Source organism: Micromonospora sp. I033 (assembly GCF_053890995.1).
This window is the reverse complement of sequence record NZ_JBSSLX010000050.1, coordinates 1-22,843: the sequence shown is the minus strand read 5'-3', so window position 1 is coordinate 22,843 and position 22,843 is coordinate 1. Positions and strand designations below refer to the sequence as shown.

The window sequence follows — 22,843 nt, the reverse complement described above, 5'->3', positions numbered from 1 at the left end:
TGAAGGAAGTGCCGTGAAAGACACCCCGGGTTCGCTGACCGCCGCGCCCCACCACCCCGACGGCACGGACGAAGTTCGGGAGATTCTGGTGGACGGCGGGCTGCGGCGCGCCCACGTGCACAACGGTCTCACCCCGCTACGGGCTCGTCAGCTCAACCTCGCCGCGGTGACGGCAGCCCTGGCGGCGCACGGAGTGGACCACTTCGTGGTCCGTGGCATGGACGACCGCACCCCGGTGGTGAGCGTCAGCGAGGAAGACCGGACCGCCGCCATCGGGGCCCTTGAGAAGCTCGGCGCGAGCGGCAACTGCTACGTGAGCCAGGTCCTGCCCAAGCCTCCGATCGTCGGCATGATGCACGACGCCGCCGACCCGGCCGCCTGGGTGGACCTGCACTCGGTTCGGGCGCTGAGGCTGACCTGGTTCCGCGTCGACCCGACGGAGAAGCTGGTGCTCGGCGCGGCCTACGGCTGCGAGGTTGAATTCTGGCGGCCCGACCGGACCGGGGACATGCTACGGGCGCCGCGGCGCAACCGCATGATGCCGGCGGTGCCGGTCGAGGGCGTGCCGGTCGAGGCCGGCGAGCATCGGTTCACCCGCCTGGCCTCGCCCGCGAAGCCGGGGCTGAGTTTCCGGACCCGGCCGGAGTTCGACCACCTGCTGCCGGACGACGTCGACTTCCCGATCGACGTGGTGTACACGTGGGTGGACGGCGCGGACCCCGACTGGCAGCGTCGGCGAGCCAACCTCAAAGGCGAGGCGTATCACGCCGAGGCGGCCAGCGAGTCCCGGTACATCAATCGGGACGAGCTGAAGTACTCGCTCCGGTCACTGCACCTCAACGCGCCGTGGGTGCGCAACATCTACATCGTGACCGACCGGCAACGGCCGGCCTGGCTTGATCTGAGCGCCGGAAACATCTTCCTGGTCAATCACGAGGACATCTTCACCGACCGGGCCGCCCTGCCCACCTTCAACTCGTGCGCCATCGAGAGCCAGCTGCACAACATCGACGGCCTGGCAGAGCATTTCCTCTATCTGAACGACGACATGTTCTTCGGCCGCCCGCTGGCCCCCCAGACGTTCTTCCTGGCCAACGGCAACACGAAGTTCTTCCTGTCCCAGAACCGGATCCCGCTCGGCCCGGTCACGAGCGCCGACAGCCCGGTCGACGCCATGATCAAGAACAATCGCCGGCTCATCGTGGAGCGGTTCGGCAGGACGCTGACCCAGGGCACCCAGCACGTTCCGTACCCGTTGCGGCGCAGCATCCTCGCCGAGATCGAACGGGAGTTCCCGGCGGAACATGCGACGACTGTGCGGAGCCGATTCCGGAGCTCGACCGACCTCACCATCACCTACTCGCTGCACCACTACTACGCCTTCCTGACCGGGCGGGCACTGCCTGGCCACGTCAACTACGGATACGTCCAGCTCGCCGTCCCGGACCTCGCGGCCCGGCTGAAGCGGGCCGAGGCACGGCGGGACTGGGATACCTTCTGCATCAACGACGCGTTCTCCACCTACGCGGAACTGCAGCAGCAGATGGCGGTCCTGGAGCCCTTCCTGGAGGCATACTTCCCGGTTCCGAGCCCGTACGAAATGGCGGTCGTGCGGTGAAGTTCGCCTTCCTCATCCACAACTTCTACGGGGTGGGCGGCACGAACCGGGCGGTGCTGAACCTGGCCACGGCGCTGGTGGAAGGCGGCCACGAGGTGGAGATCGCCTCGGTCTTCCGCCGGCTCGACCGGACGATGTTCGCCGTCGACGAGCGGATCACCGTGGTGCCGCTTGTCGACACCCGGCCGCGGCGTCCGGACCGGCTGAACCCGAGGCACCGGGAACCGTCGACCCTCGTCCCCGAGCAGGAGGAGTTCCACCTGCAGTACAGCCAGCTCACCGACGAACGGATCATCCGCTATCTGCGCCGCACGGACGCGGACGTCGTGGTGGGCACCCGGCCGGGCCTCAACCTGGCCGTGGCGCGGTACGCGCCGGACCACGCGGTCCGCGTCGCCCAGGAGCACATGACGCAGGACCTGATCCACGACACGCTCAAGGCGGAGATCAGCCGGTACTACTCGCGAATCGACGTGGCGTACACCGTCACTCACGCGGATGCGGAGGCCTTCCGGAGCGGCAATCCGGTGCCGGGCACCCGGGTCGAGGTCCTGCCGAACAGTTCGCCGTCCCCCGGACTGCCGGCCGCCGACGGGCGGAGCAGGATCGTGGTCGCGGCCGGCCGTCTCGATCGCATCAAGCGGTACGACCGGCTGATCGCCTCGTTCGCCCGGGCGGTGGTCGACTGCCCGGGCTGGACGCTGCGGATCTACGGCGACGGCGAGCAGCGGCAGCCACTCGCGGCGCTGATCCGGGGACTCGGCCTCCATGACCAGGTCCACCTGATGGGCCGCCGCGACGACATGTCGACTGAGTGGGTGAAGGGGGCCATCGCCGCGTCCTCCTCCACCCGCGAGTCGTTCGGCATGACCCTCGTGGAGGCGATGCGGCTCGGTCTTCCGGTGCTGAGCACCGACTGCCCCGTCGGTCCCCGCGAAATCATTGACGACGGCGAGGACGGGCTGCTGGTCCCGACCGATGATCTGGACGGCTACGCGGCGGCGTTGCGTACCTTGATGCGCGACGACGAACTGCGGGTCCGGATGGGCAAGCTGGCCCTGGTCAACTCCGGCCGATTCGACCCCGCCCCCTTGGCGGCCAAGTTCGCGGACGACTGCGCGGAGGTGCTCGCGGCACGCCGCGCGAGCGGGACAGCCCATCGCGTGCTGCGCCGGCCGCCAGCGCGCGGGTTGACCCGTTCCGTGCTGGCCCGCAGCGGTGAGTTGCTTCGCGAGCCCGATCTCGTCCGGGCCCTCGCCGACCCCGTGCTGCGCGGCATCGCCGCTAACGGCCTGGCCCGCCGGGCGAGCATGGGCGCACTCGTCCGGCTGGCCCGGGTGCGCCGCGCTCGGGGCACCAGTACCCGGTTGCAGAACGCGATCCGTCGGCGCGTCTCGGCCTCGGCCGACGTCCCGGCTGCGGCCTGTCTGGTTCTACCCGATCTGGGGCTGCGCTTCGACGTCGATGGCGCGGACTGCTCCGGTGACGCCGTCATCGCATTGCGCGGCCGGGACAGCAGCGCCACGCTCACCGTGCCGCTCACCCCGTCCGAGCAGGGAATGCGGCTCATCGGGGTCCTCGACGCGGACGCGCTGCCCGAGGGGCGGTGGAACGCCCACCTCGTGGACGGGAAGGGGCGGCGGCGGCTGCGCCCGCGGCTGCTGGACAGCCGGGTCCTGGCCGGTTATTCGCAGGGCGGCCCGTACGGACGGTGGCCAGGGGTGCGGGCACACGTGCCCTACCGCACCAACGACGGTTTCCTGGCGGTCCGCAGCTGGGTGCGGCCGTGCCACGCCGAGGTGCACCGGATCCAGATGGACGGTCAGCACATCACCGTCGAGTTCAGCTGGCACGGTCCCGACATTCCGGACGGGGGGGTGCTGCGCCGCCGCGGCGACCGGCCGGACTCGCTGATCGTACCCACCTGGCGTATGGCCGGCGGCGCGCTGCAGTTGGCCGTCCCGCTGTACGCGCTCACCAGCCTGCGGCTCGGCCGCTACGAGGACTGGGACATCTACCTGCGGCAGTGGGACGGCTCCGAGGTGCGGCTCGGCCGGTTCGTCGACGACGTCGTGGACAAGAAGAGCACCTACATCTACCCGGAGATCCATCTGACCGACGACGTTCCACTCGACCTCATCGAGGAGGACCCGGCCCCGGTGCTTCGTGTCCGCCCGTACTACACGATCGACAGCGAGCTGTCGATCGTGGTCGTGGACCGACCGTAGCCGCTGACCGGAGGGGATGACGAGGATGACCGAGCAGGGACGAGTTCAGCCGCAGCGGGCGGTCGCCGAGCCGTCGCGGGTTGTCGAGACGTACCGGCGGGTCCTCAGCCCTCAGGCCCGCCGGGCCATCGCTCGGCGGCTGAGCCCACAGACCCGCATGCAGATGAAACAGTGGGTGGCGCAGGTGACCGGCGCCGGTCAGCCGTCGGTACGGCGGAGCGACCGGCTTGCCCGTCGCCAGCCCGAGTTGCTGGCCGGCGGGGACCGGGTGGTGCTGACCGTGGACCGCCGTACCCGGCTGGCTCTGGTGCGCCCGGACCTCTCCCCGTGGACGGCCCGTGCGGCCAACCTCAGGGCGGTCAGCGCGGCGCTCGCCGAGGCGGGGGTGGAGCACTTCGCCGTCCGTGGCCGGTCGGATCGCACCGCGGTGGTGGGCGTCGACGCGGACGACCGTCCGCGGGTCTATGCGGCGCTCGAGGAGGCGTGCCGCCGTGTGCCCGGGTATGTCTCCGCCGTGAACGGCGCCGAGCCCCGTTCCTCCGCGCCCGGTTTCGAGCCGGCCGTGTGGCGGCGGCTGGGCGAGGTCGGGGTGATCCGCCTGACCTGGTACTGGACCGATCCCCGTCATCGCCTGGTGCTCGGTATGCCGTACGGCTGCGAGGTGGAGTTCTGGACCCGGCGCGAGGATCGGCTGGTCGCCCCGCGCCGGAATCTGGTGGCGCAGGAGTTGCCGGCGGTCGGCCCCTCGGTCCGGGTGCCCGCGGACCTGTTCACCGCCCTCGGGCCGGCGACCCCGACCGTCACCGTCCGGACCCGGCCGGAGTTCGCGATCCGCCGTCCGGACGACGTGACGTTCCCGGTCGACCTGGTCTACACCTGGGTGGACGGCACCGACCCGGCATGGCTGCGCCGGCGCGCCGAGGTGGCCGGGGTGCCCTACCACGTGGAGTCGGCAAGCGCGGCGCGCTTCCTCAGCCGGGACGAGCTTCGCTACTCGCTCCGCTCCGTGCACACGTACGCGCCCTGGGTGCGTACCGTCTACCTGGTCACCGACGACCAGGTGCCGCCGTGGCTGGACCCTGACGTCCCGGGGCTGCGGGTCGTCAGCCACCGGGAGATCTTCCGCGACCCGTCGGTGCTGCCGACGTTCAACTCGCACGCCATCGAGAGCCAGCTGCACCACATCGACGGGCTGTCCGAACACTTCCTCTACTTCAACGACGACGTCTTCCTCGGCCGGGACGTCACCCCGGGGGACTTCTTCCTGGCCAACGGCATCACGAAGTTCTTCCCCTCGCCGGCGTTGGTGCCACCGGGGCCGCCCTCGGCCGACGACATTCCGGCGTCGGCGGCCGGCAAGAACAACCGGGCGCTGATCGCCGAGCGGTTCGGCACGGTGCTGACGCAGAAGATGAAGCACATGCCGCACGTGTTGCGGCGCAGCGTGCTGTACGACATCGAGGAGACCTTCGCGGCGCAGCACCGGACGACCGCCGGCAGCCGGTTCCGCAGTATCACAGACATCTCGGTCGCGTCGTCGCTGCACCACTACTACGCGTTCCACACCGGCCGCGCAGTGCCGGGCGAGCTGGACTACACCATCGCCGAGCTGTCGAACCCGGACACGCCCGCGCGCCTGGCTCACCTGCTCGCGAAGCGGGACCGGCACGTGTTCTGTCTCAACGACGCGTACTCCACGGAGGAGGACCTCGCCGCCCAGCTGTCGGTGCTCACGCCCTTCCTGGACACCTACTTCCCGGTGCCCAGCCCCTGGGAGAAGGGCTGACGTCCGGGGGCGGCGCCGGTCACCCGACGGTCCGGCCCGGGTAGAGGTGGTAGCGCGCCGCGAGCATGCGGTGGTCGGAGAGCGATGTCTGGATCGGCTCGCAGCCGAGCCGCTCGATACCGTGTCCCGAGAAGAGGTAGTCGATCTTGACGGTGCCGAACGTCGGCCGCATCCTGCCCAGGTCGCAGTCGGCACCAAGGTCGTACAGGGGCTGTAGGACGAGCTGACGGCTGCCGGTCGCCGTGCTTCCCGGGGTGGTGTTGAGGTCGCCGCCGATGACGGTCAGGTAGCCCTGTCCCAGGCCGCGGCGGCTTTCGGCAGCGAGTCGCGCGGCCTGGGCGCTTCGAATCCTGCCGTCGGGATCCTGCTGCGGCGTCGACAGGTGGGCGCTGCAGACCTGGACCCGGGGCGCGCGCAGCCGAACGCACACCGCCAGCCGCCGCTCCATCCACCTGGTGCCCCGGGGCTTCGGAGACGGGAGCGGGATCAGCCACGAGATCTGCCCGTCTGATGCCGCGCCCGCCGCCGACGACCGCACCGCCACCGCCTGGCCGTACCGGTCGCCGCCGGATCCGCAGGTGGCCGGCCGGGTCACGAGGGCACCGCGTCTGACTGCGGCCTTCGATGCCTGGCGGAAGTGGACCCGCCAGCCGGCGCCGAGGCTGCCCATCAGCGCGGGCAGCAGGTCGGCGCACATCTCCTGCAGCAACAGCACGTCCGCCGAACCATTCCGCGCTGCCTGCCCGATGGTGACGGCGAGTTGCCGGTGCCGGCCACCGGCGAGACAGCGCCCCTTGCCGTTGGCGCACACGTTCCACGTGAGCACCGTCAGGGGAACCGGTGCGGGCGGTGCGGGCACCGGCGAGGTGGACCGGGCGGAGGGTGCGGGAGCCGGCGAGGTGGGTGTGGCCGGCACCGCGGTCGTGGGGCGGTCGTCCACGGTCCAGCCTGCCGCCGCCGTCGCGCCCCCGACGCCCACGAGGGAGCCGACCAGCGCGAGTACCACCGGCAGGCGGCGCAGCCTCCGATCCGCCACGCCGCTCCTTCCCCTCCGCGCGCCGGCGCCGTGGTCCGTCCATCGCGGACGGGGTGTCGCGGCTGCCGCTGGCCTCTCACACTACGCGTCGACCGGGCCAGCGCCGGAGACCGCTCCGGTCCGGCATGCCCGCGGATCGACGTGCGGCGGCGCCGGCCCGTACCGGGCCGGCGCCGCGCCGGGACGCGGGGCTGCCGGTTCGCCGCTGTCCCGGGACCACGACGGTGGCCGGCCGCGCCCTCCCCGGCTGCGACCGGCCACCGTGTCCATGGGTTCGTCAGTACGAGTAGCCCGAGTCCCCGCCCGAGTCGCCCGACGCGGGCGGGGCGACCGCCTTCGGGGTGCCGGTGGGCAGGCAGGTGAGGTTCTTCTTGCCGTTCGGGTCGACGACGAACCAGGTGCCGCCGACACCCTGGCCCTTCCACTGGCCCGGCTTCTTGTCCCCGATGTAGCGGTAGACCGGCCAGCCCCCGATGGTGATCTGCCGGGTGCCGTCCTGCCGGGTGACCGTGCCGACCTTGTCGTCGGAGACGCCCTGGAGCTGCGGGTTGCCGTCGGTCAGCGCGGGCGGCCAGACCTGGGCGCACTTGTCCACGCAGTTGGACTGCGGCGGGTCGGCCGAGTCCTTGTCGAACCGGTACAGCACCCAGCCGTCCTGGTCGGTGACGACCTGGCCCATCCGGGGCAGCTTCTTGCCGACCAGTTCGTCGGTGAGCTTCACGTCGGACGGGGGCGCCTGGTCGTCGGCGGCCGCGTCCGGGGACGCGGAGGCTTCGGGTTCGGCCGACGCGGTGGGTTCGGCCGCGGCGACGGCGACCGGCTCGGCCGCGCTCGAGTTCGCCCCGTCGTAGCCCGCGGGGGCGCAGGCCGTTAGTGCGACCATCGCGCTCGCGACGATGACGGTCGTCCGCTTCAGGTGTGCCACGTGCCCTCCTCGTTCTTGGCAGTTCGCCGAGTAGTACGGGCGGCGCGCTGTCAAGGTTGAAGAGAAAAGGGTGCTCCATTTCACAGTGGACCCGTTGAACCGATCCGGCCGGCCGCGCGTGGGGGAGCACGACGGGTCACCGTGCCCCGGGCACGACGAAACGGCGCCGGGCGGTGTCGCTGCCCGGCGCCGGCGTCCCGGCGGATCAGAGGTCGGCCACCGTCACCAGCGGGCTGGCGACCCCGTTGACGTCGACCGACTGCACCTGGATCTTCTCGATGTCCTTGAGCGGGGCGGAGGTGGACGCGCTCAGCGTCAGGGGGAGCTGGTTGGTGTTCGTGCCGTAGCCGCCGCCCGGCACCGACCAGGTGGAGACCACCTCGCTGGTGGCGTTCTTCCGGACCACGACCAGCCGGCAGGTGCGCGGCCCGGGCAGGCGGGTGAGGAACACCCCGATCTGCGTGCCGTACTCCTTTGATGCCAGCCACATGGTGGTCTTCACGCCGGTGCTCGGGTCGAGAGATTCGTGCGGGTCGCCCTCGAACTCGTTGTTGCCCCCGATGCCGTCCCCCGACGACGTCGGCCCGGGGGACGGTGGGGCGGTGACGGGCGCGGTCAGCGTCGGCTCGGCCTGCGGGATCCGCTTCCCGTCGTCGCCGTCGAGCACGCCGGCGGCGACGACGCCGCTCAGGCCGCCGAACACCACCACGGCCGCCGCGGCGGCGAAGACCTGCCGCATCCGGGTCCGCTTCCGGTCCCGGCGGACCGCCATGAGGGTACGGTCCAGCAGCGCGGGATCGGTGTGCGTCTGCTCCAGCGCGGCCATCGCCTCGCCGTCGATGCCGGAGAGCAGCCCCACCACCGGGACCATCGTCTCCAGCTCCGCCGCGCACGCCCAGCAGGTGGCCAGGTGCTCCTCGAACCGCTCGGCGTCCTGCGGGTCCAGCACGCCGAGCGCGTACGCGGCGACGTCCATGTGGTCCGCGCGGCTCATTCCGTCACCCCCCTCTCCTGCAGAGCCGTGCGCAGCGCGCGCAGCGCGTAGTAGACCCGCGACTTCGCGGTGCCGAGCGGAAGGCCCAGCTCCTCGGCCGCCTCGGGCACGGTACGCCCCCGGAAGTACGTCGCCACCAGGATCTCCCGGTGCGACTGGCTCAGCGTACGCAGCGCGTCGGCCACCGTCATGGTGCGCAGCACCCGGTCGGTGCTGTCCGACTCGGCGAACGCGGTCAGGTCCCGGTCGTAGGTCTCCGCCGGGCGGGCCTGCTCGCTGCGGTGCTCGTCGATGGCGATCCGCCGGGCCACCGTGACCAGCCAGGGGCGCAGCGAGCCCTGGCCGTGGGTGCCCAGGCGGTGCGCGTTGCGCCAGGCCCGCAGCAGCGTCTCCTGCACGATGTCCTCGGCGCGCTGCCGGTCCCCGCCGGTCAGCCGCATCACGAACATCAGCAGGGGCCCGGCGTGCTCGGCGTAGAGCAGCCGGATCAGCTGGTCGGAGTGGCTGGCCTCGGTGGACGTCGCCTGGTGGCGTCCGGGCGCCGGTCGCGGCGTCACCGGGTCATTCTGGCGATCCGAGGGGCGGGCGTCGACCCCCCGGCCCGACCTCGACGCGCGCGACTGGGGCTGTGCCCGGGCGAACATCCACTCGGGCCTCGCCACCTCGCCGTGCCAGCCGGCCGCCACCGCATGCATGCAGACCTCCGGTGTCCAATGACGTCAGCCGACCCCCCACGGGCATGGCCGCCCGGTGATACGGAGCGGTCCGCCGAGCGGATCAACGCCGGACGGAAAAAATTCCGGGCGGAGGCGGGGTGGAGTCGGTGGCGCCGGCGTCGTGGACCACCGGGGCGCCCCCGGCGAACCGGTCCAGCTCGGCGCCGGCCAGCACCCGGCCGGGGAACCAGTCGCCGGCGGCCCGCCGGGTCAGCTCCGGCACCGGCGGCTCCACGCGGGACGCGACCAGCACCAGGTTGCCGTAGCGCCGGCCGCGCAGCACCGCCGCGTCGCCCACCAGGCACGCCCGGGGCAGCACGGTGCGCACCGTGGCGACCTGCCCGCGGGCGTGCCGCAGCGGCGGGCCGTCGGCGACGTTCGCCAGGTAGTACCCGTCGGGCCGGAGCACCCGGGCCACCTCGGCGACGTATTCCACCGAGGTCAGGTGGGCGGGGGTGCGGGCGCCGGCGAAGACGTCCGCGACCACCACGTCGTAGCTGCCGTCCCGGCTGGACGTCAGGGTGGCCCGGGCGTCGGCGACCCGGACCCGCAGCCGGGGGTCGGCCGGCCAGGGCAGCTCCCGCCGCACCAGCTCCACCAGCGCGCCGTCCACCTCGGACACCCGCTGGGTCGAGCCGGGGCGGGTGGCCTGGACGTAGCGGGGCAGGGTGAGCGCGCCGCCGCCCAGGTGCAGCACCCGCAGCGGCGCGCCGGCCGGTGCCACCAGGTCGAGGGCGGCGGCCAGCCGCCGGACGTACTCGAACTCCAGGTGGGTGGGGTCGGCCAGGTCCACATGGGACTGCGGGGCCCCGTCGAGCAGCAGCGTCCAGGAGCCCGGCCGGTCCGGGTCGGGCACCAGCTCGGCCTGTCCGGTGTCGACCTGCGCGACCGCCCGGTCCGCGCCGCGTCGCCGGCCCATCAGCGCCGGATCCCCCGGGCCGCCGCGGTGAGCACCCGGTGCAGCAGGCGGGCGTCGCCGAGCATCCCGCGCAACCGGCGCTCCAGGCCGGCGATCGGGATCAGGTTCTGCGGGGCGCGCGGGTCCTTGTACGGGGTGGAGGCGAACCGGGGCAGCGTGACCAGGGACAGGTCGGCCAGCTCGATCGCCTCGGCCTCGGTCAGGTCGGCGGAGCACTCCACCCGCACGATGCCCGCCCAGGGCGCGCCGCCGGCCACCGGCAGCCGCAGGTACCAGGAGTAGCCGCCCCACGCCGTGCCCAGCCGGAACACCGGGCAGCGCTGCCCCGGGGCCAGCCCGGTGACCACCGCGGTGAGCCGGCCGTCCAGGTATTGACTGTGCTGGGTCTTGATGTAGCCGAGGGTGCGGGGCAGGTTCCGCCGGCTGCGCAGCGGCCCGTCCACCACCAGCAGGTCGCCGTCGGACCGCACCGCGTCGGAGACCGCCACCTCCAGGGCGGTGAGCGGGCCCTGCACGGCGGCGGGCAGCTTGCTCAGCTCGCCGGTGCCGCTCACCCGGTGCACCGGGTAGCGGATCGCCCCGGCGACCACGTCCTGCGCCGACGGGCTGGCGGTGAACAGCCCCCGGCCCACCCGGGTCCCGGCCAGCTCCGCCGCGCCCCGCTCCAGGTCACAGCGGACCACCCCGGCGGCGTACGAGGCGGCGATGCCGGGGAACGAGGTGCCGTCGTCCTCCGCCGTCCAGACGCTGGCGTCGATCCGGCGCACCCCGTCGACCAGCAGCACCACGTCCGGGGCCGTGACGTCGCGCCGGGCGTCGACGGCCCGCCAGTCGGTGGCGGGCAGTTCGACGTCGGCGTCGACCTGGGCGCTGCTCGGCGCCGCCGGCCCGCCCCCGCCGGCCGCCTCGAACGACGCCCCGTACGCCGGGTCCCACGCGTCGACGAAGAACCTCGTCACAGGGCCGCCCTTCGCGCGCTCACAGGCCGGTCCGTTCGACCCGGGCGGTGCGGGCGTCCTTGCGGACCTCGAAGCGGACCGGGATCCGCTCGGCGAGCGCCGGCACGTGGGTGACCACGCCGACCATCCGGTCGCCCCGGGCGGCCAGGTTCTCCAGGGTGGCCGCGACCGTGTCGAGGGTGGCCGCGTCCAGCGTGCCGAAGCCCTCGTCGAGGACGATCGACTCCAGGCTCGCCGCGCTCGTGGACAGCCCGGCCAGTTGCTCGGAGAGCGCCAGGGCCAGGGCCAGCGACGCCTGGAACGTCTCCCCGCCGGAGAGGGTGCGCACGCCGCGCCGCAGCCCGGCGTCGTGGTGGTCGACCACGAAGAACTCGCCCTTGTCGTGCACCAGGTCGTACTGGCCGCCGGAGAGCTCACGCAGGATCCGCGAGGCGCCGTCGACCAGCAGGTCCAGCGCCTCGGCCAGCAGCCAGCGCTCGAAGTTGTTGGCCCGCAGGTGCCCGGCGAGCGCGCGGGCCACCCGGGACTCCCGCTGGTGGCCGGCCCGCTGCTCGCGCAGCTCGGCGGCCTGTTCGCGGCGCTCCTCCAGCCGGCGCAGCTCCGCCTCGGCCCGCTCGACCGCCACCGCGGCGTCGCGCTGCGGGTCCTCCGGCCCGGCCAGCCCGGCCGCGTCGAAGAGCCCGCCGATCCGCTCCGCCACCTCGCCCGCCGCGGCCTCGGCGGCGTCGACGGCGGCGGCCAGCCCGGCCCGGTCGGCGCGCCGCCGACCGGCCTGCTCACCGGCCCACCCGGCGAGGGCCGTCCAGGCCGCGGCCACGTCGTCGCGGTCGGCGGCCGGCGGGCCGAACCGGGCCAGCCCGTCCCGCACGGTGTCGAAGTCGCGCCAGGCCCGGCGCAGCCGCTCCTGCGCGCCGTCGAGGCCGGCGCGGGCCCGCCGCGCGGCGTCCCGGCCGGCGCGCACCGCGCCCGCCGCCTCCTCCAGCGCCCGGCGCAGCCGGGCGTGCTCGGCCAGGGTCGCGCGCAGCGCCTCCGGCGTGGCGGCGTCGGCGAGCTGCCCGTCCAGCTCGGTAAGCCGGGCCCGGAGCTGGTCGTGCTCGGCCCGGGCGCGCAGCAGCACCCGGTCCAGCTCGCGGGCGGCCGCGTCGCGATCCTGCACCACCCGCTTGGCGGCCTCGCTGGCCGCCCGGGCCGCCTTGCCGGCCGCGAGCGCCCGGGCCACCGCCGACCCCTTGGGCACCGCCGGCACCCGGGGGACCGGCTGCTCGCAGACCGGGCAGGGGGCGCCGTCGACCAGGTGCGCCCGCAGCGCCACCGCCTGGTCGGTGGCCTTCGCCTCCTCGTGCGCCCGGAACGCCGCCTCCAGCTCCGCCTCGGCGCGCTCGGCGTCGGCCCGGGCCGCGGCGAGCGCCCCGGCCGCCGCGTCGTGCTCGGCCTGCGCCGCGTCCACCGCCGCGCGGACCGCCGCCGCGTCGCCGGTCAGTTTCTCCCGGTCGGCGTACGCCCGGAGCTGGAGGCGCAGCGCGCTCTCGTCGCCGGCCGCGGCCAGCTCGCCGCGCAGCTTCTCCTCGCGCTCCTCGGCCAGGCCGACGGCGGTGGCCGCCTCGTCGGCGGCGGTCCGTGCGGCCGCCACCGCCCGGGCCAGCTCGGCGGTCCCGTCCGGTGGCCGGACCCCGGCCAGCACGGTCAACTCCCCGTCGAGCGCGGCGAGGGCCGCCGCCTGCTCGCGCGCCGTCGCTCGTGCCCGCTCCAGCTCCGGTACGGCCGCCGCGACCGCCCCGGCCAGCTCGCGCATCCGGTCGACCCGATCCCGGGCGCCGGCCAGGCTCTCCTCGTCGACGTCGGCGAGGCCGCCGAGCATCTTGTCGACAGCCTCCAGCTTCGCCTCGGCCTGCCCGGCGCGCTCGGTGGCCTTCTTCTGCACCTCCTCGTAGACGCCCAGCCCGAGGAGGTTGACCAGGATCTGCTGCCGGGTGGCCGGCTTGGCGTGCAGGAAGTCGGCGAACTGCCCCTGCGGCAGCACCACGCAGCTGGTGAACTGCTCGTACGGCAGCCCGACCGCGTCGAGCACCGCCTGCTCCATCTCGGCGGGGGTGCCGGCCACCACCTCGCCCAGGTCCTCCGGGCTGAGCCCGGTGTCGAGCTTGGTGACGTCGAACCCGGGCGGCATGAGCTGGAGCCCGGCGTTGGCGGTCTTCACCGTGCCCCGGCCGTCGCGGCGGACCACCCGGGTGGCCACGTACCGGTCGCCGGCCGACTCGAAGACCAGCCGCACCCGCGCCTCGGTGGCCGACGGGGCGAGGGCGTTGGCCAGGCCCCGGGTGCCTCCCCAGCGGGGGACCGTGCCGTAGAGGGCGAAGCAGATCGCGTCGAGCACCGTCGACTTGCCCGAGCCGGTCGGCCCGACCAGCGCGAAGAAGTCGGCGTCGGTGAAGTCGACGGTGGTCTCCTCGCGGAAGACGGTGAAGCCCGCCATGTCCAGTCGCATCGGCCGCATCAGTGCTCGACCTCCTCGAGCAGCTCGTCGAAGAGCTCCTGGACGCCGTCGTCGGCGTGGCCCCGGCTGCCCAGGTAGTCGGCGAACAGCTCGCGCGGCGAGCGGCCGGCACGCTGGGCGGTGCGGGTGCCGCTGCCCGGGGCGGGCACCAGCTCCGGGTCGATCCGGATCTCCAGGGCGCGGGGGAGCAGCTCCTGCACCTCCTCGCGCAGCCCGGCGCGGGGCTGCTCGCGGACGTAGACCCGCAGCCAGCCGTCCGGCACCTCGATCTCGGCGAGCTGGGCCAGGGTGCCGCGGACCGTGCGCAGCGGGACGGCGCCCGGCACCGGCACCTCCCGGATCCGCGCGGCGGACGTCGCGGTCACCTCGACGAGCGTCACCGACCCGACGTTCTCCTGCTCGCCGAAGTCGACGGCGAGCGGGCTGCCGCTGTAGCGGATCGGGCAGGGGCCGATCACCCGCTGGGAGCGGTGCAGGTGGCCCAGCGCCACGTAGTGCGCGTTGCCCGGGAAGACGGTGGCCGGCACGGCGTAGCCGAGCACCGTGTGCGCGTCCCGCTCGCCGCCGCCGGTGCTCGCCCCGACCACCGTGAGGTGGGCGGTGACCAGGTGCACCCGGTCCGGCTCGGTGAACCCCTCGGCGAGCCGGGCGAGCACCCGCCCGAGGTGGTCGGCGTAGGTCTGGTTGGCCTCGGCGGGGGTCAGCTCGTACATCTCCACGGCGCGCACGGCGTAGCGCTGGGAGAGGAAGGGCAGCGCGGCGACCTGCCAGCGCTCACCGTCGCGGGTGGTGCCGTCGATGACGTGCTCGGCCGGGCTCTCCCGGACGCTGCCGCGCAGCGTGATGCCGGCGGCCTCGGCCCAGGGGCGCAGCGCGTCGAGCGCGGCGCCGTTGTCGTGGTTGCCGCCGATCGCCACCACGTCGGCGCCGGTGCGGCGCAGCGCGGTGAGCGCCCGGGTGACCAGCCGGGTCGCCTCCGGGGTGGGCGCCGCGGTGTCGTAGAGGTCGCCGGCCACGATGACCAGGTCGGGGCGCTCGACCCGGGCGATGTCGATCACCTGGGCGAGCACCTGCTTGTGCTCCTCGGCCCGGGACTGCCCCTTGAGGACCTTGCCGACGTGCCAGTCGGAGGTGTGCAGGATCTTCATGGTCAGCCCTCTAGAACGGGATGTCGTCGTCGGCGGCGCCCGAGCCCACCACCGCGAACGGGTCGGCCGCCTGGGTGATCGAGCGCAGCGTCTCCGAGGGCGCCCGGCCGGCCTCGGAGACCCGGGTGGCCCAGGCCGGGAAGGGGAACTCCAGGCAGAGCGGGACCGGGATGTCGGGCTGGTTGACGAACATGGTGCCCGGCTTGGCCAGCAGGGCCCGCTGGCGCTGGGCGGGCGGGAGGAAGCCGTATTCCGGGCGGGACGCCTCGGCCGGGTCGAGCCGGCCGACCACCCGGACCGCCGAGTTGGTGACGATCCGCCGCTCCACCTCGCTGGCGGTCTGCTGCGCCCCGACCAGGATCACCCCGAGCGAGCGGCCGCGTTCGGCGATGTCGAGCAGCACCTCCTTGATCGGGGAGGAGCCCTCGCGGGGGGCGTACTTGTTGAGCTCGTCGAGGACGACGAAGAGCAGCGGCTTGGCGGTGCCGGCCTTCTCCTTGCGCTCGAACTCGCTCTTGAGCGTCACGCCGACCACGAAGCGCTGCGCCCGGTCCGGCAGGTTGTGCAGGTCGACCACGGTGACCTGGGCGGACTCGGCGGTGTTGATCGAGTGCGGGCGGCGGGTCGCCAGGTCGCCACGGATCAGCCGGCCCAGGTCCTTCTTGCTGCCGATCAGGCGGCGGGCGAACGCGTTGACCGTGCCCAGGCCGACCGCGCTGCCGGCCCACTCGCCCCGGGTCTCGTCGTCGTTGAGCTGCTCGACGACGTGGTCGACCAGGTCGGCGTAGGAGCCCAGCCGGACCCCGTCGATGCTCACGCCGCCGTCGGCGGGCTGGGCGTATCGGGCCAGGTGGGCGGCGACCGAATGCACCACCATCGTGTACTGCTGCCGCTCGTCGTCGGCGTCGGCGAAGACGTAGGGCAGCAGGCGGTCCGCGCAGAACTCGCTCAGGGTCCAGTAGAAGCTGTCCACCCCGGTGAGCCGGCTGCTCACGTCGGGTGTGCCGGAGGAGTCGCCGACCCGGGGCGGGGCGTGGACCCGGACGTCGGGGAAGGCGCCGGCGTCGAGCCCGAGCTTGGCGTAGCCGGCCCGGGTGGCGTCGTCGAGCCGGGTGTTGGGGTGGTCGAGGAAGAGCAGGTCCTCGCCCTTGACGTTGAAGATCAGCGCCTTGGCGTTGACCGCGTCGCCGCCGAGCACCCCGGAGCGGAAGACCGAGTAGAGCAGGAAGGTGGCGAAGCTGGTCTTGGTGGCCACGCCGGAGATGCCGGAGATGGAGACGTGCGCGCCGCGGGTGCCGTCGAGGAAGTCGGCGTTGAGGTAGACCGGGACGCCGTCGCGCCCCATGCCCATCGGGATGCGCCGCTCCATCCGGTCGAAGTGCAGCGCCCGGGCCCGGGCGTCGCCCTCGGCCCGGTGCACCACCGCCCCCGGGGTGGGCGGCACGTAGAACTCCGGGTCGACCCGGGTGGTGGTGACCTCGGCGGCCTCCTGCACCTGGGCCGGCAGGGTGCCGTCGGCGATGGCGAACACGTCGGAGTCGAACTGCGCCCCCTCGTGCCGGGCGCGCACCTGGGTGACCACGCCGGCGATGGTGACCGGCTCCCGGTCGGGCAGCTCGCGGCGGGTCACCACCACGTCGTCGAGCTGGAGGTAGCTGCCGGGGGCGACGGCGGTCCAGAAGGTGAGCGGGGTGGCGTCGGCGGTGCCGAGCACCCGGCCGACCCCGTCGCCGGGGCCGTCGAGCAGGTCGTCGGTCATCGGCGGTCTCCGGTCGGCTGGTCGTCCCGTTCACGGCGCACGTCGTGCATCCTGCCCGAGGGATGCGACAGGTTGCCACGCGACGCGGCGGACGCCACCCCGCCGGTCCGCCGGCCCTGCGCAGCGGGACCGCCCGCTGACTCTCCGTACGCCCTGGTCAGCCATTCCGGCACCGCCGGACCGGCTCCCGGGAGATCCTTCAAGGGGCCGAGGACCGAAGGCACTGAAGGAGCGGCGGTGGAGGCACTCCGGAGCCGGACGGCGATGCTGCTGGTGCTCGCCGTGCTGCCGCCGGTGGTGCAGGAGGCGGTGCTCATCGGCATCGGGTTCCACGGCGCCCGGGGGCTGGCGCCCCAGGTGACCGCGGTGTGGCCGTACGACTCGTACCACGACCTGCGGTGGCTGCTGGTCTACCACGACTCCTGGTGGAACTTCCTGCTCGGGCTGGTGGCGCTCACCGTGTTCCGTGGCCTGCTCACCGCCGGGCTGACCTACCTGGCCTGGCCCGTGGGGCCGGCGCGTCCCGGGTTCGGCTGGCTGGTCCGGCGGAACCTGGAGGTGGCCGCGCTCGCCCTGGTCATCATCTCGCCCTGGGCCGCCATCTCGGTGGCCTTCTCGGCGGTCGCGCTCTCCCTCTACCTGTTCGCCTCGCTCGCCCCGATGCTGGTGCTCGCCCCGTTCCTCCAACGCGCGGGCGTGGTCCGGCACTGGTGGCGGGGCCTGCCGACGATCGAACTGCTCGGCTGGTCGGTGCTGAACTTCGTGGTGCTGACCGTGGCGGGCGCGCTCATCTCCAGCATGCCGGGATGGTGGGCCGTCCCGCTGGCCGGGCTGGCCGGCCTGATCAACGGCCTGCTCTGGCAGCGGACCGTGGCGGCGGCCGTGCTACCTGCCCGCATCCGCCTGGCCCGGATCCCGGTCGCGCCGGTGGCGATCGTCCTCACCATGGCCGCCGCGGTCGGGTCGCAGACGCTCGTCGGCCTGGCGACGGGCCCGCCGGCGGAGTGGACGCCCCCGGTGCTCACCGAGCAGCTGCCCGACCGGGTGCCGCACGCGGTGATCGCCATCGCCGGGCACGACTCGCAGTGGAGCGGTCGGCTACCGGCGGACCCCCGGGTGGAGCGGTTCTCCTACGCCGGTCTCGACCGGGACGGGCGGCCGCGGCCGTACGGGCCCGAGGCGACCCACCGGTCCCTGGACTCCAGCGCGGTGCTGCTCGCCGCCCAGATCGACCGGCTGCACCGGCGGACCGGCCGGCCGATCGCCCTGCTCGGGTTCAGCGAGGGGGCCATGGTGGCGCGGACCTACCTCGACAAGTGGGCGCAGCCGTTGCCGGTGGAGGCGGTGCTGCTGTTCAGCCCGCTCGTTCAGCCCGGCCGCGCCTACTACCCGCCGCCCGGGCATTCCGGGTGGGGCGTGGCGGCCGGCTGGGAACTCCGCGGGATCTTCTGGCTCGCCAACCGGGGCCGCCATGTGAAGAGCCACCCGGACGAGCCGTTCGTGCGGTCGGTGCTGGTCAACGCGCCCTTCTACCGCAACCGCACGCTCTGCCCGGTGCCCGGGGTCCGCATGATCGCCTTCCTGCCGACGGTCAGCGCGGCGGAGGCGCCGCCCGGCGAGTACAGCCGGATCCCGGTGTTCCAGATGCCCGCCCTGCACGGCGGGCTGATCGGCGAGCGGCAGGCCCAGGAGCGGGTGGTCGACTTCCTGGCCGGCAGCCGGGTCGACGAGCCGCGCCGGGAGTACCGCCTGCTCCAGCGGCTGGGCGCGGCCTGGCAGGCCCCGCCGCTCCCACTGGCCCTCAACCCCGTCTGGGCGGCCGGCCGGGAGGGCGACCCGGCCTTCTCCGGCCGGATCTGCGAGCCGCGCTGACCGGCGGCCCCGGCCTCACTCCGCCCCGACCGTGCGGCGGTGCCGGAGCAGCAGCCGGATCGCCGCGAGGTCGACGGCGGCCACCAGCACCGCCCGGATCGGCGCGTACGGCAGCATGAGCAGTTCCACGACGACCGCCAGCGCGGCACACCCGATCGCGACGGTGGCCGCGTCGCGCCGGCCGGTGACGGCCACCAGCCCGGCGAGCGTGACGGCGGTTCCCGTCGTCAGGTACAACCAGCTCCAGCCGGTGACGTCGACCGGGTAGAGCCCGCCCTCGGCCAGCACCAGGAACGCTCCGGACCGGAGCATGCCGTACGCGGCCAGCACGCCCGTCAGGCCGGTGGCGACCAGCAGCCCACCGGCGAGCAGCGGGCGACGGGTCCGGTCCGGTGCCGTCCCGGTCGCCTGCGGAGAACGCATTCCCCGAGGTTACGGCGCTGACCACCGGCGGGTTCGCGAGACGGCCGGACCCGATCCGGCGGGGCGTGGTTCCCGGCAGGTGGTGACCGGGACGCGAAGAACCCTGGAAAAAATCTTGGCCGCAGGTCGTGACAGACAAGGGGCGCGTGCGGCAAGAATGTGCAACAACGCATCGAGGATCTTTCCTCCATCGATCCCTCGTGCGTCGCCGCTGCCGTGTGACCTGCACGGACGCGGCCGATCCGGCGTGCCCTCCCACGGCGGGTCACCCGTCGGTCGGAACCCCCCCGACCGGCAGTCCTAGTGAAGGCAGGAACTTCATGCGTCGTACCACGCTCCTCGGTGGGCTGGCCACGGCGGCGCTGCTCGCCGCCGCCGGCACGCTGCCCACCACGGCCTCCGCCGCCCCCGTCTCCGGTGACGCGTTCACCCGGGCGGTCGCCCAGCTCAAGGCCCACTCGGGCAGCGCGCTGGTCGCCGACGGCCAGAGCTTCACCCTCAAGAACGTGCAGACCGACGCCGACGGCACCGAGCACGTCCGGCTCAACCGCTACTCCGACGGCCTGCCCGTGCTGGGCGGCGACACCGTGGTCCACCTCGGCAGGGGCAACACCTGGAAGGGCGCCAGCCAGAGCCTCGCGGCCGCGCCGACCCGGGGCGCCAGGGCCCGGGTCGGCGCCGCGACCGCCGGCCGGGTCGCGCTCGCCGCCTCCACCGCCGCCACCCGCCGCGTCGACGGCACCCAGCTCGTCCACGACGCCGACGCCGCCGGCACCACCCTGGCGTACGAGGTCGTGGTGGGCGGCGCCTACGCCGACGGCACCCCCAGCGAGCTGCACGTGCTGGTGGACGCCACCACCGGCAGGGTGCGCGACTCCTGGGAGGGCGTGCAGAGCGAGGGCACCGGCAACACCTTCCACTCCGGCACGGTGACCGTGGGCAGCACCCAGTCGGGCAGCACCTGGCAGCTCGCCGACGCCACCCGGGGCGGTCACCGGACCTACGACCTCAACGGCGGCACCAGCGGCACCGGCACCCTGGTCACCAGCGCCTCGAACGTGTTCGGTGACGGCACCCTGGCCAACCGGCAGACCGCCGCGGCCGACGCCGCGTACGGCGCGCAGAAGACCTGGGACTACTACCGGACCGTGCACGGCCGCAACGGCATCCGCAACGACGGGGTCGGCGCGTACAGCCGGGTGCACTACAGCACCAACTACGCCAACGCGTTCTGGAGCGACTCCTGCTTCTGCATGACCTACGGCGACGGCGGCTCCGGCTGGTACCCGCTGACCTCGCTGGACGTGGCGGGTCACGAGATGACCCACGGCGTCACCAGCAACACCGCCGGCCTGCGCTACAGCGGTGAGTCGGGCGGTCTCAACGAGGCCACCAGCGACATCTTCGGCACCCTCGTCGAGTTCTACTCCGCCAACAGCAAGGACCCGGGCGACTACCTGATCGGCGAGAAGGTGCGCAGCAGCGGTCCGCTGCGCTACATGGACAAGCCCTCGAAGGACGGCTCCTCCGCCGACTGCTGGAGCAGCTCGGTGGGCCGGCTCAACGTGCACCACTCCTCCGGCGTGGCGAACCACTTCTTCTACCTGCTCGCCGTGGGCAGCGGCTCGTCGGCGTACGGCAACAGTCCGACCTGCGACGGCAGCACCGTGACCGGCATCGGCAACGCCAAGGCCGGCGCCATCTGGTACCGCGCGCTCACCACCTACATGACCTCGCGGACCAACTACGCGGGCGCCCGCACCGCCACCCTGTCGGCCGCCGCCGACCTGTACGGCAGCACCAGCGCCGAGTACAGCACCGTGGCCGCCGCCTGGTCGGCCGTGAGCGTCAACTGATCGCCCGGCCCGGCGTCGGCGGGCTCCTCCGCCGTCGACGCCGGGCGGTCGCGCGCTCCCTACGGCGGGCGCGGGTACGCCGTCGCGGCGTCCCGCGCCCGCCGTCGCCGTGCGGGGGTCAGCCGGCGAGCACCTCACGCAGCCGGGCGGCGAAGGCCGCCGGGTCCTCGGCGAAGCCGATGTGCCCGCCCGGGAACATAGCCGGCGACGTGCCCAGCGCCGCGGCCAGCGCCCGCGAGGTGCGGTCGCAGACCTCACCGGTCGACTGCTCCCCGAGGCCGACGACGACCCGGGTGGGGCCGTCGCGCAGGGCGGTGACGTCGGGCCGGAACCGGGTCGTCCCCCGGATCATGTGCAGGTACTGGAAGTGCTCGTCGGCGGCCGCCCGCGGGTCCGGTTCGCCGCCGAACATGCCCAGCACCACCTCCTCGGGCAGGTGGATGTTGGCGTTGGCGAGGAACTTGCGCCCGGCGCCGAGCCGGTCGCCGCCGCGGTAGGTGGCGATCATGTCGTCCTCACGGGCCATCAGTTCCTCCCGGTCGGGCAGCAGGCCGAGCAGCGGCGGTTCGTGCGCCACGACCGTGTGCACCCCCGCGGGACGGGCCTGGGCCAGCGCGAGGACGGTCACCGCGCCGCCGCTGGACCCGAGCACGGCGGCCGGACCCGCGTCGACGTGGGCGAGGAGCCGGACGAGGTCCTCGGCGCGCAGCTCGGGGGTCGAGTCCTGGTGCGGGTCGTGCAGGACGCTGCGGCGGATCCCGCGCGGGTCGGTGGTCAGCACGGTGTGCTCCGTGGCCAGCAGGTCGGCCAGGGGCGCGAAGGCGTCGGCGTCCATCGGGGCCGCGACCAGGGCCACGAGCGGTCCCCGCCCGCGCACCTCGTAGTAGAGCCGCCCGTCGGGCACCTCCAGGGTGCCGGCGGTGACGGGCGCGGTGGACATGCTGCTCATCGGGTCCTCCAGATTCGTGGCGAATGAGCCGTACACCTTCCTGACTCCGGTGATGCGGCAGAATCGTCGGTTGTGGGCGTCACGTCGTCGACCGCCACCGGAGCCGCGGACCCGGCCCCGGTCGACGAGGCCGCCTTCACCGCGCTGGTCGCGCCACTGCGCCGGGAACTGCACGCGCACTGCTACCGGATGCTCGGCTCGGTCCACGACGCCGACGACGCCCTCCAGGACGCGCTGCTGCGGGCGTGGCGCGGGCTGCCGGCCTTCGCCGGGCGCGGCTCGCTGCGCTCGTGGCTGTACACCGTGGCGACCCGGGTCTGCCTCGACGCCATCGCCGGTCGTGCCCGGCGGGCCCTGCCGGTCGACCTCGGCCCGGCCAGCGACCGCGCCGTACCGGACAGCCGCCCGGACGACGACGTCGCCTGGCTCGGCCCCTACCCGGACACCGGCCTGCCGGCCGGCCCCGTCCCGCCGGGCGCGCGGTACGAGCAGCGCGAGGCGGTCGAGCTGGCCTTCGTGGCCGCGGTGCAGCACCTGCCGGGCAACCAGCGGGCCGCCCTGCTGCTCTTCGACGTCCTCGGCTACTCCGCCGCCGAGATCGGGGCCATGCTGGGCACCTCGACCACCTCGGTGAACTCGGCGCTCGCGCGGGCGCGCCGGGTGCTCGCCGAGCGGGCTCCCGCCGCCACCCAGCAGCGCACCCTGCGGATGCTCGGCGACGTCCGGCTGCGGGCGGTCGTCACCGGCTACGCCACCGCCCTGGAGAACGGCGACGCGGACGCCCTGGTGGCCCTGCTCGCCGAGGACGTCACCTGGTCCATGCCACCGATGCCGCACTGGTACCGGGGCGTCGCGGCGGTGCTGGACTTCGCCCGGTCGGCGCCGCTCGGCCCCTGCGGCAGCTGGCGGCACCTGCCGGCCGACGCGAACGGCCAACTCGCGGTCGCCGGCTACCTGCGCCGGGACGGGACCGGCCCGTACCTGCCGTGGTCGGTCGACGTGCTGACGCTGCGGGGCGACCGGATCGCCGGGATCACCTCGTTCGTGGGCGCGGCACACGTCGCGGCGTTCGGGCTGCCGGCCTCGCTGCCGCCGGACCCGCCGGGTCACTGATCCGCCGGAGGGCGCCGGCGGTCAGGCGGCGGGGGCGGCGCCGGCGGA

General features: G+C 74.0%; 17 protein-coding genes. 6 read left to right on the top strand and 11 right to left on the bottom strand.

Annotated features, from left to right (window positions below; genetic code table 11):
• Positions 1–13: 13 nt before the first annotated feature.
• Genes ACW0Q9_RS11565 through ACW0Q9_RS11555 form a run of 3 tightly spaced genes read left to right on the top strand, consistent with a single transcriptional unit; the run spans position 14 to position 5,632 of the window.
• Entirely contained in the window at positions 14–1,618 is a 1,605-nt protein-coding gene (locus ACW0Q9_RS11565; protein WP_456180420.1) for a stealth family protein, read from the top strand.
• Positions 1,615–3,846: a glycosyltransferase family 4 protein gene (locus ACW0Q9_RS11560; protein ID WP_456180418.1), complete on the top strand. Its 2,232-nt coding sequence runs from the start codon at positions 1,615–1,617 to the stop codon at positions 3,844–3,846. The genes ACW0Q9_RS11565 and ACW0Q9_RS11560 overlap by 4 nt, the downstream gene beginning before the upstream one ends.
• A 25-nt stretch (positions 3,847–3,871) precedes the next feature.
• Positions 3,872–5,632, top strand: a complete 1,761-nt coding sequence (locus tag ACW0Q9_RS11555; protein ID WP_456180416.1) for a stealth family protein — start codon at positions 3,872–3,874, stop codon at positions 5,630–5,632.
• A 19-nt stretch (positions 5,633–5,651) separates the two neighbouring features.
• Here ACW0Q9_RS11555 and ACW0Q9_RS11550 read toward each other — a convergent pair whose 3' ends face one another.
• From ACW0Q9_RS11550 to ACW0Q9_RS11510, 9 genes are all read right to left on the bottom strand, one after another.
• Entirely contained in the window at positions 5,652–6,458 is an 807-nt protein-coding gene (locus ACW0Q9_RS11550; protein ID WP_456180414.1) for an endonuclease/exonuclease/phosphatase family protein, read from the bottom strand.
• A 487-nt stretch (positions 6,459–6,945) separates the two neighbouring features.
• Positions 6,946–7,593, bottom strand: coding sequence for a COG4315 family predicted lipoprotein (locus ACW0Q9_RS11545; RefSeq protein ID WP_456180412.1), 648 nt, complete (start codon positions 7,591–7,593; stop codon positions 6,946–6,948).
• Positions 7,594–7,798: 205 nt separating this feature from the next.
• Positions 7,799–8,587, bottom strand: coding sequence for an anti-sigma factor family protein (locus ACW0Q9_RS11540; protein WP_456180410.1), 789 nt, complete (start codon positions 8,585–8,587; stop codon positions 7,799–7,801).
• The gene (locus ACW0Q9_RS11535; protein WP_456180408.1) at positions 8,584–9,282 is read right to left on the bottom strand and encodes a sigma-70 family RNA polymerase sigma factor; all 699 of its coding nucleotides are present in this window, start codon (positions 9,280–9,282) and stop codon (positions 8,584–8,586) included. The genes ACW0Q9_RS11540 and ACW0Q9_RS11535 overlap by 4 nt, the downstream gene beginning before the upstream one ends.
• An 82-nt stretch (positions 9,283–9,364) precedes the next feature.
• Positions 9,365–10,222, bottom strand: a complete 858-nt coding sequence (locus ACW0Q9_RS11530; protein ID WP_456180406.1) for a spermidine synthase — start codon at positions 10,220–10,222, stop codon at positions 9,365–9,367.
• Positions 10,222–11,181 carry a hypothetical protein gene (locus ACW0Q9_RS11525; RefSeq protein WP_456180404.1) on the bottom strand — a complete coding sequence of 320 codons (960 nt, stop codon included), beginning with the start codon at positions 11,179–11,181 and terminating at the stop codon, positions 10,222–10,224. The genes ACW0Q9_RS11530 and ACW0Q9_RS11525 overlap by 1 nt, the downstream gene beginning before the upstream one ends.
• A gap of 19 nt (positions 11,182–11,200) precedes the next feature.
• The gene (locus ACW0Q9_RS11520; protein WP_456180402.1) at positions 11,201–13,675 is read right to left on the bottom strand and encodes an AAA family ATPase; all 2,475 of its coding nucleotides are present in this window, start codon (positions 13,673–13,675) and stop codon (positions 11,201–11,203) included.
• Entirely contained in the window at positions 13,675–14,823 is a 1,149-nt protein-coding gene (locus ACW0Q9_RS11515) for an exonuclease SbcCD subunit D (RefSeq protein ID WP_456180400.1), read from the bottom strand. Before ACW0Q9_RS11515 ends, ACW0Q9_RS11520 begins: the two co-directional genes overlap by 1 nt.
• 10 nt (positions 14,824–14,833) lie before the next feature.
• The gene (locus ACW0Q9_RS11510; protein ID WP_456180398.1) at positions 14,834–16,582 is read right to left on the bottom strand and encodes an ATP-binding protein; all 1,749 of its coding nucleotides are present in this window, start codon (positions 16,580–16,582) and stop codon (positions 14,834–14,836) included.
• Between the two features lie 264 nt (positions 16,583–16,846).
• Here ACW0Q9_RS11510 and ACW0Q9_RS11505 point away from each other — a divergent pair, with 264 nt between their 5' ends.
• Complete coding sequence (locus ACW0Q9_RS11505) at positions 16,847–18,454, top strand: hypothetical protein (RefSeq protein ID WP_456180442.1); 1,608 nt, start codon at positions 16,847–16,849, stop codon at positions 18,452–18,454.
• 15 nt (positions 18,455–18,469) lie between these two features.
• Here ACW0Q9_RS11505 and ACW0Q9_RS11500 read toward each other — a convergent pair whose 3' ends face one another.
• A complete protein-coding gene (locus tag ACW0Q9_RS11500) occupies positions 18,470–18,877 on the bottom strand; it encodes a DUF7144 family membrane protein (RefSeq protein WP_456180396.1) in 408 nt (135 codons plus the stop codon).
• A 320-nt stretch (positions 18,878–19,197) separates the two neighbouring features.
• On the opposite strand from ACW0Q9_RS11500, the gene ACW0Q9_RS11495 reads away from it, so the two are divergent.
• The gene (locus ACW0Q9_RS11495) at positions 19,198–20,733 is read left to right on the top strand and encodes a M4 family metallopeptidase (RefSeq protein ID WP_456180394.1); all 1,536 of its coding nucleotides are present in this window, start codon (positions 19,198–19,200) and stop codon (positions 20,731–20,733) included.
• 118 nt (positions 20,734–20,851) lie between these two features.
• On the opposite strand, the gene ACW0Q9_RS11490 is transcribed toward ACW0Q9_RS11495, so the two are convergent.
• Positions 20,852–21,682, bottom strand: a complete 831-nt coding sequence (locus ACW0Q9_RS11490) for an alpha/beta fold hydrolase (protein WP_456180392.1) — start codon at positions 21,680–21,682, stop codon at positions 20,852–20,854.
• A gap of 72 nt (positions 21,683–21,754) precedes the next feature.
• Here ACW0Q9_RS11490 and ACW0Q9_RS11485 point away from each other — a divergent pair, with 72 nt between their 5' ends.
• On the top strand, positions 21,755–22,795 hold the full coding sequence (locus ACW0Q9_RS11485) for a sigma-70 family RNA polymerase sigma factor (RefSeq protein ID WP_456180390.1): 1,041 nt from the start codon (positions 21,755–21,757) through the stop codon (positions 22,793–22,795).
• Positions 22,796–22,843 lie beyond the last annotated feature (48 nt).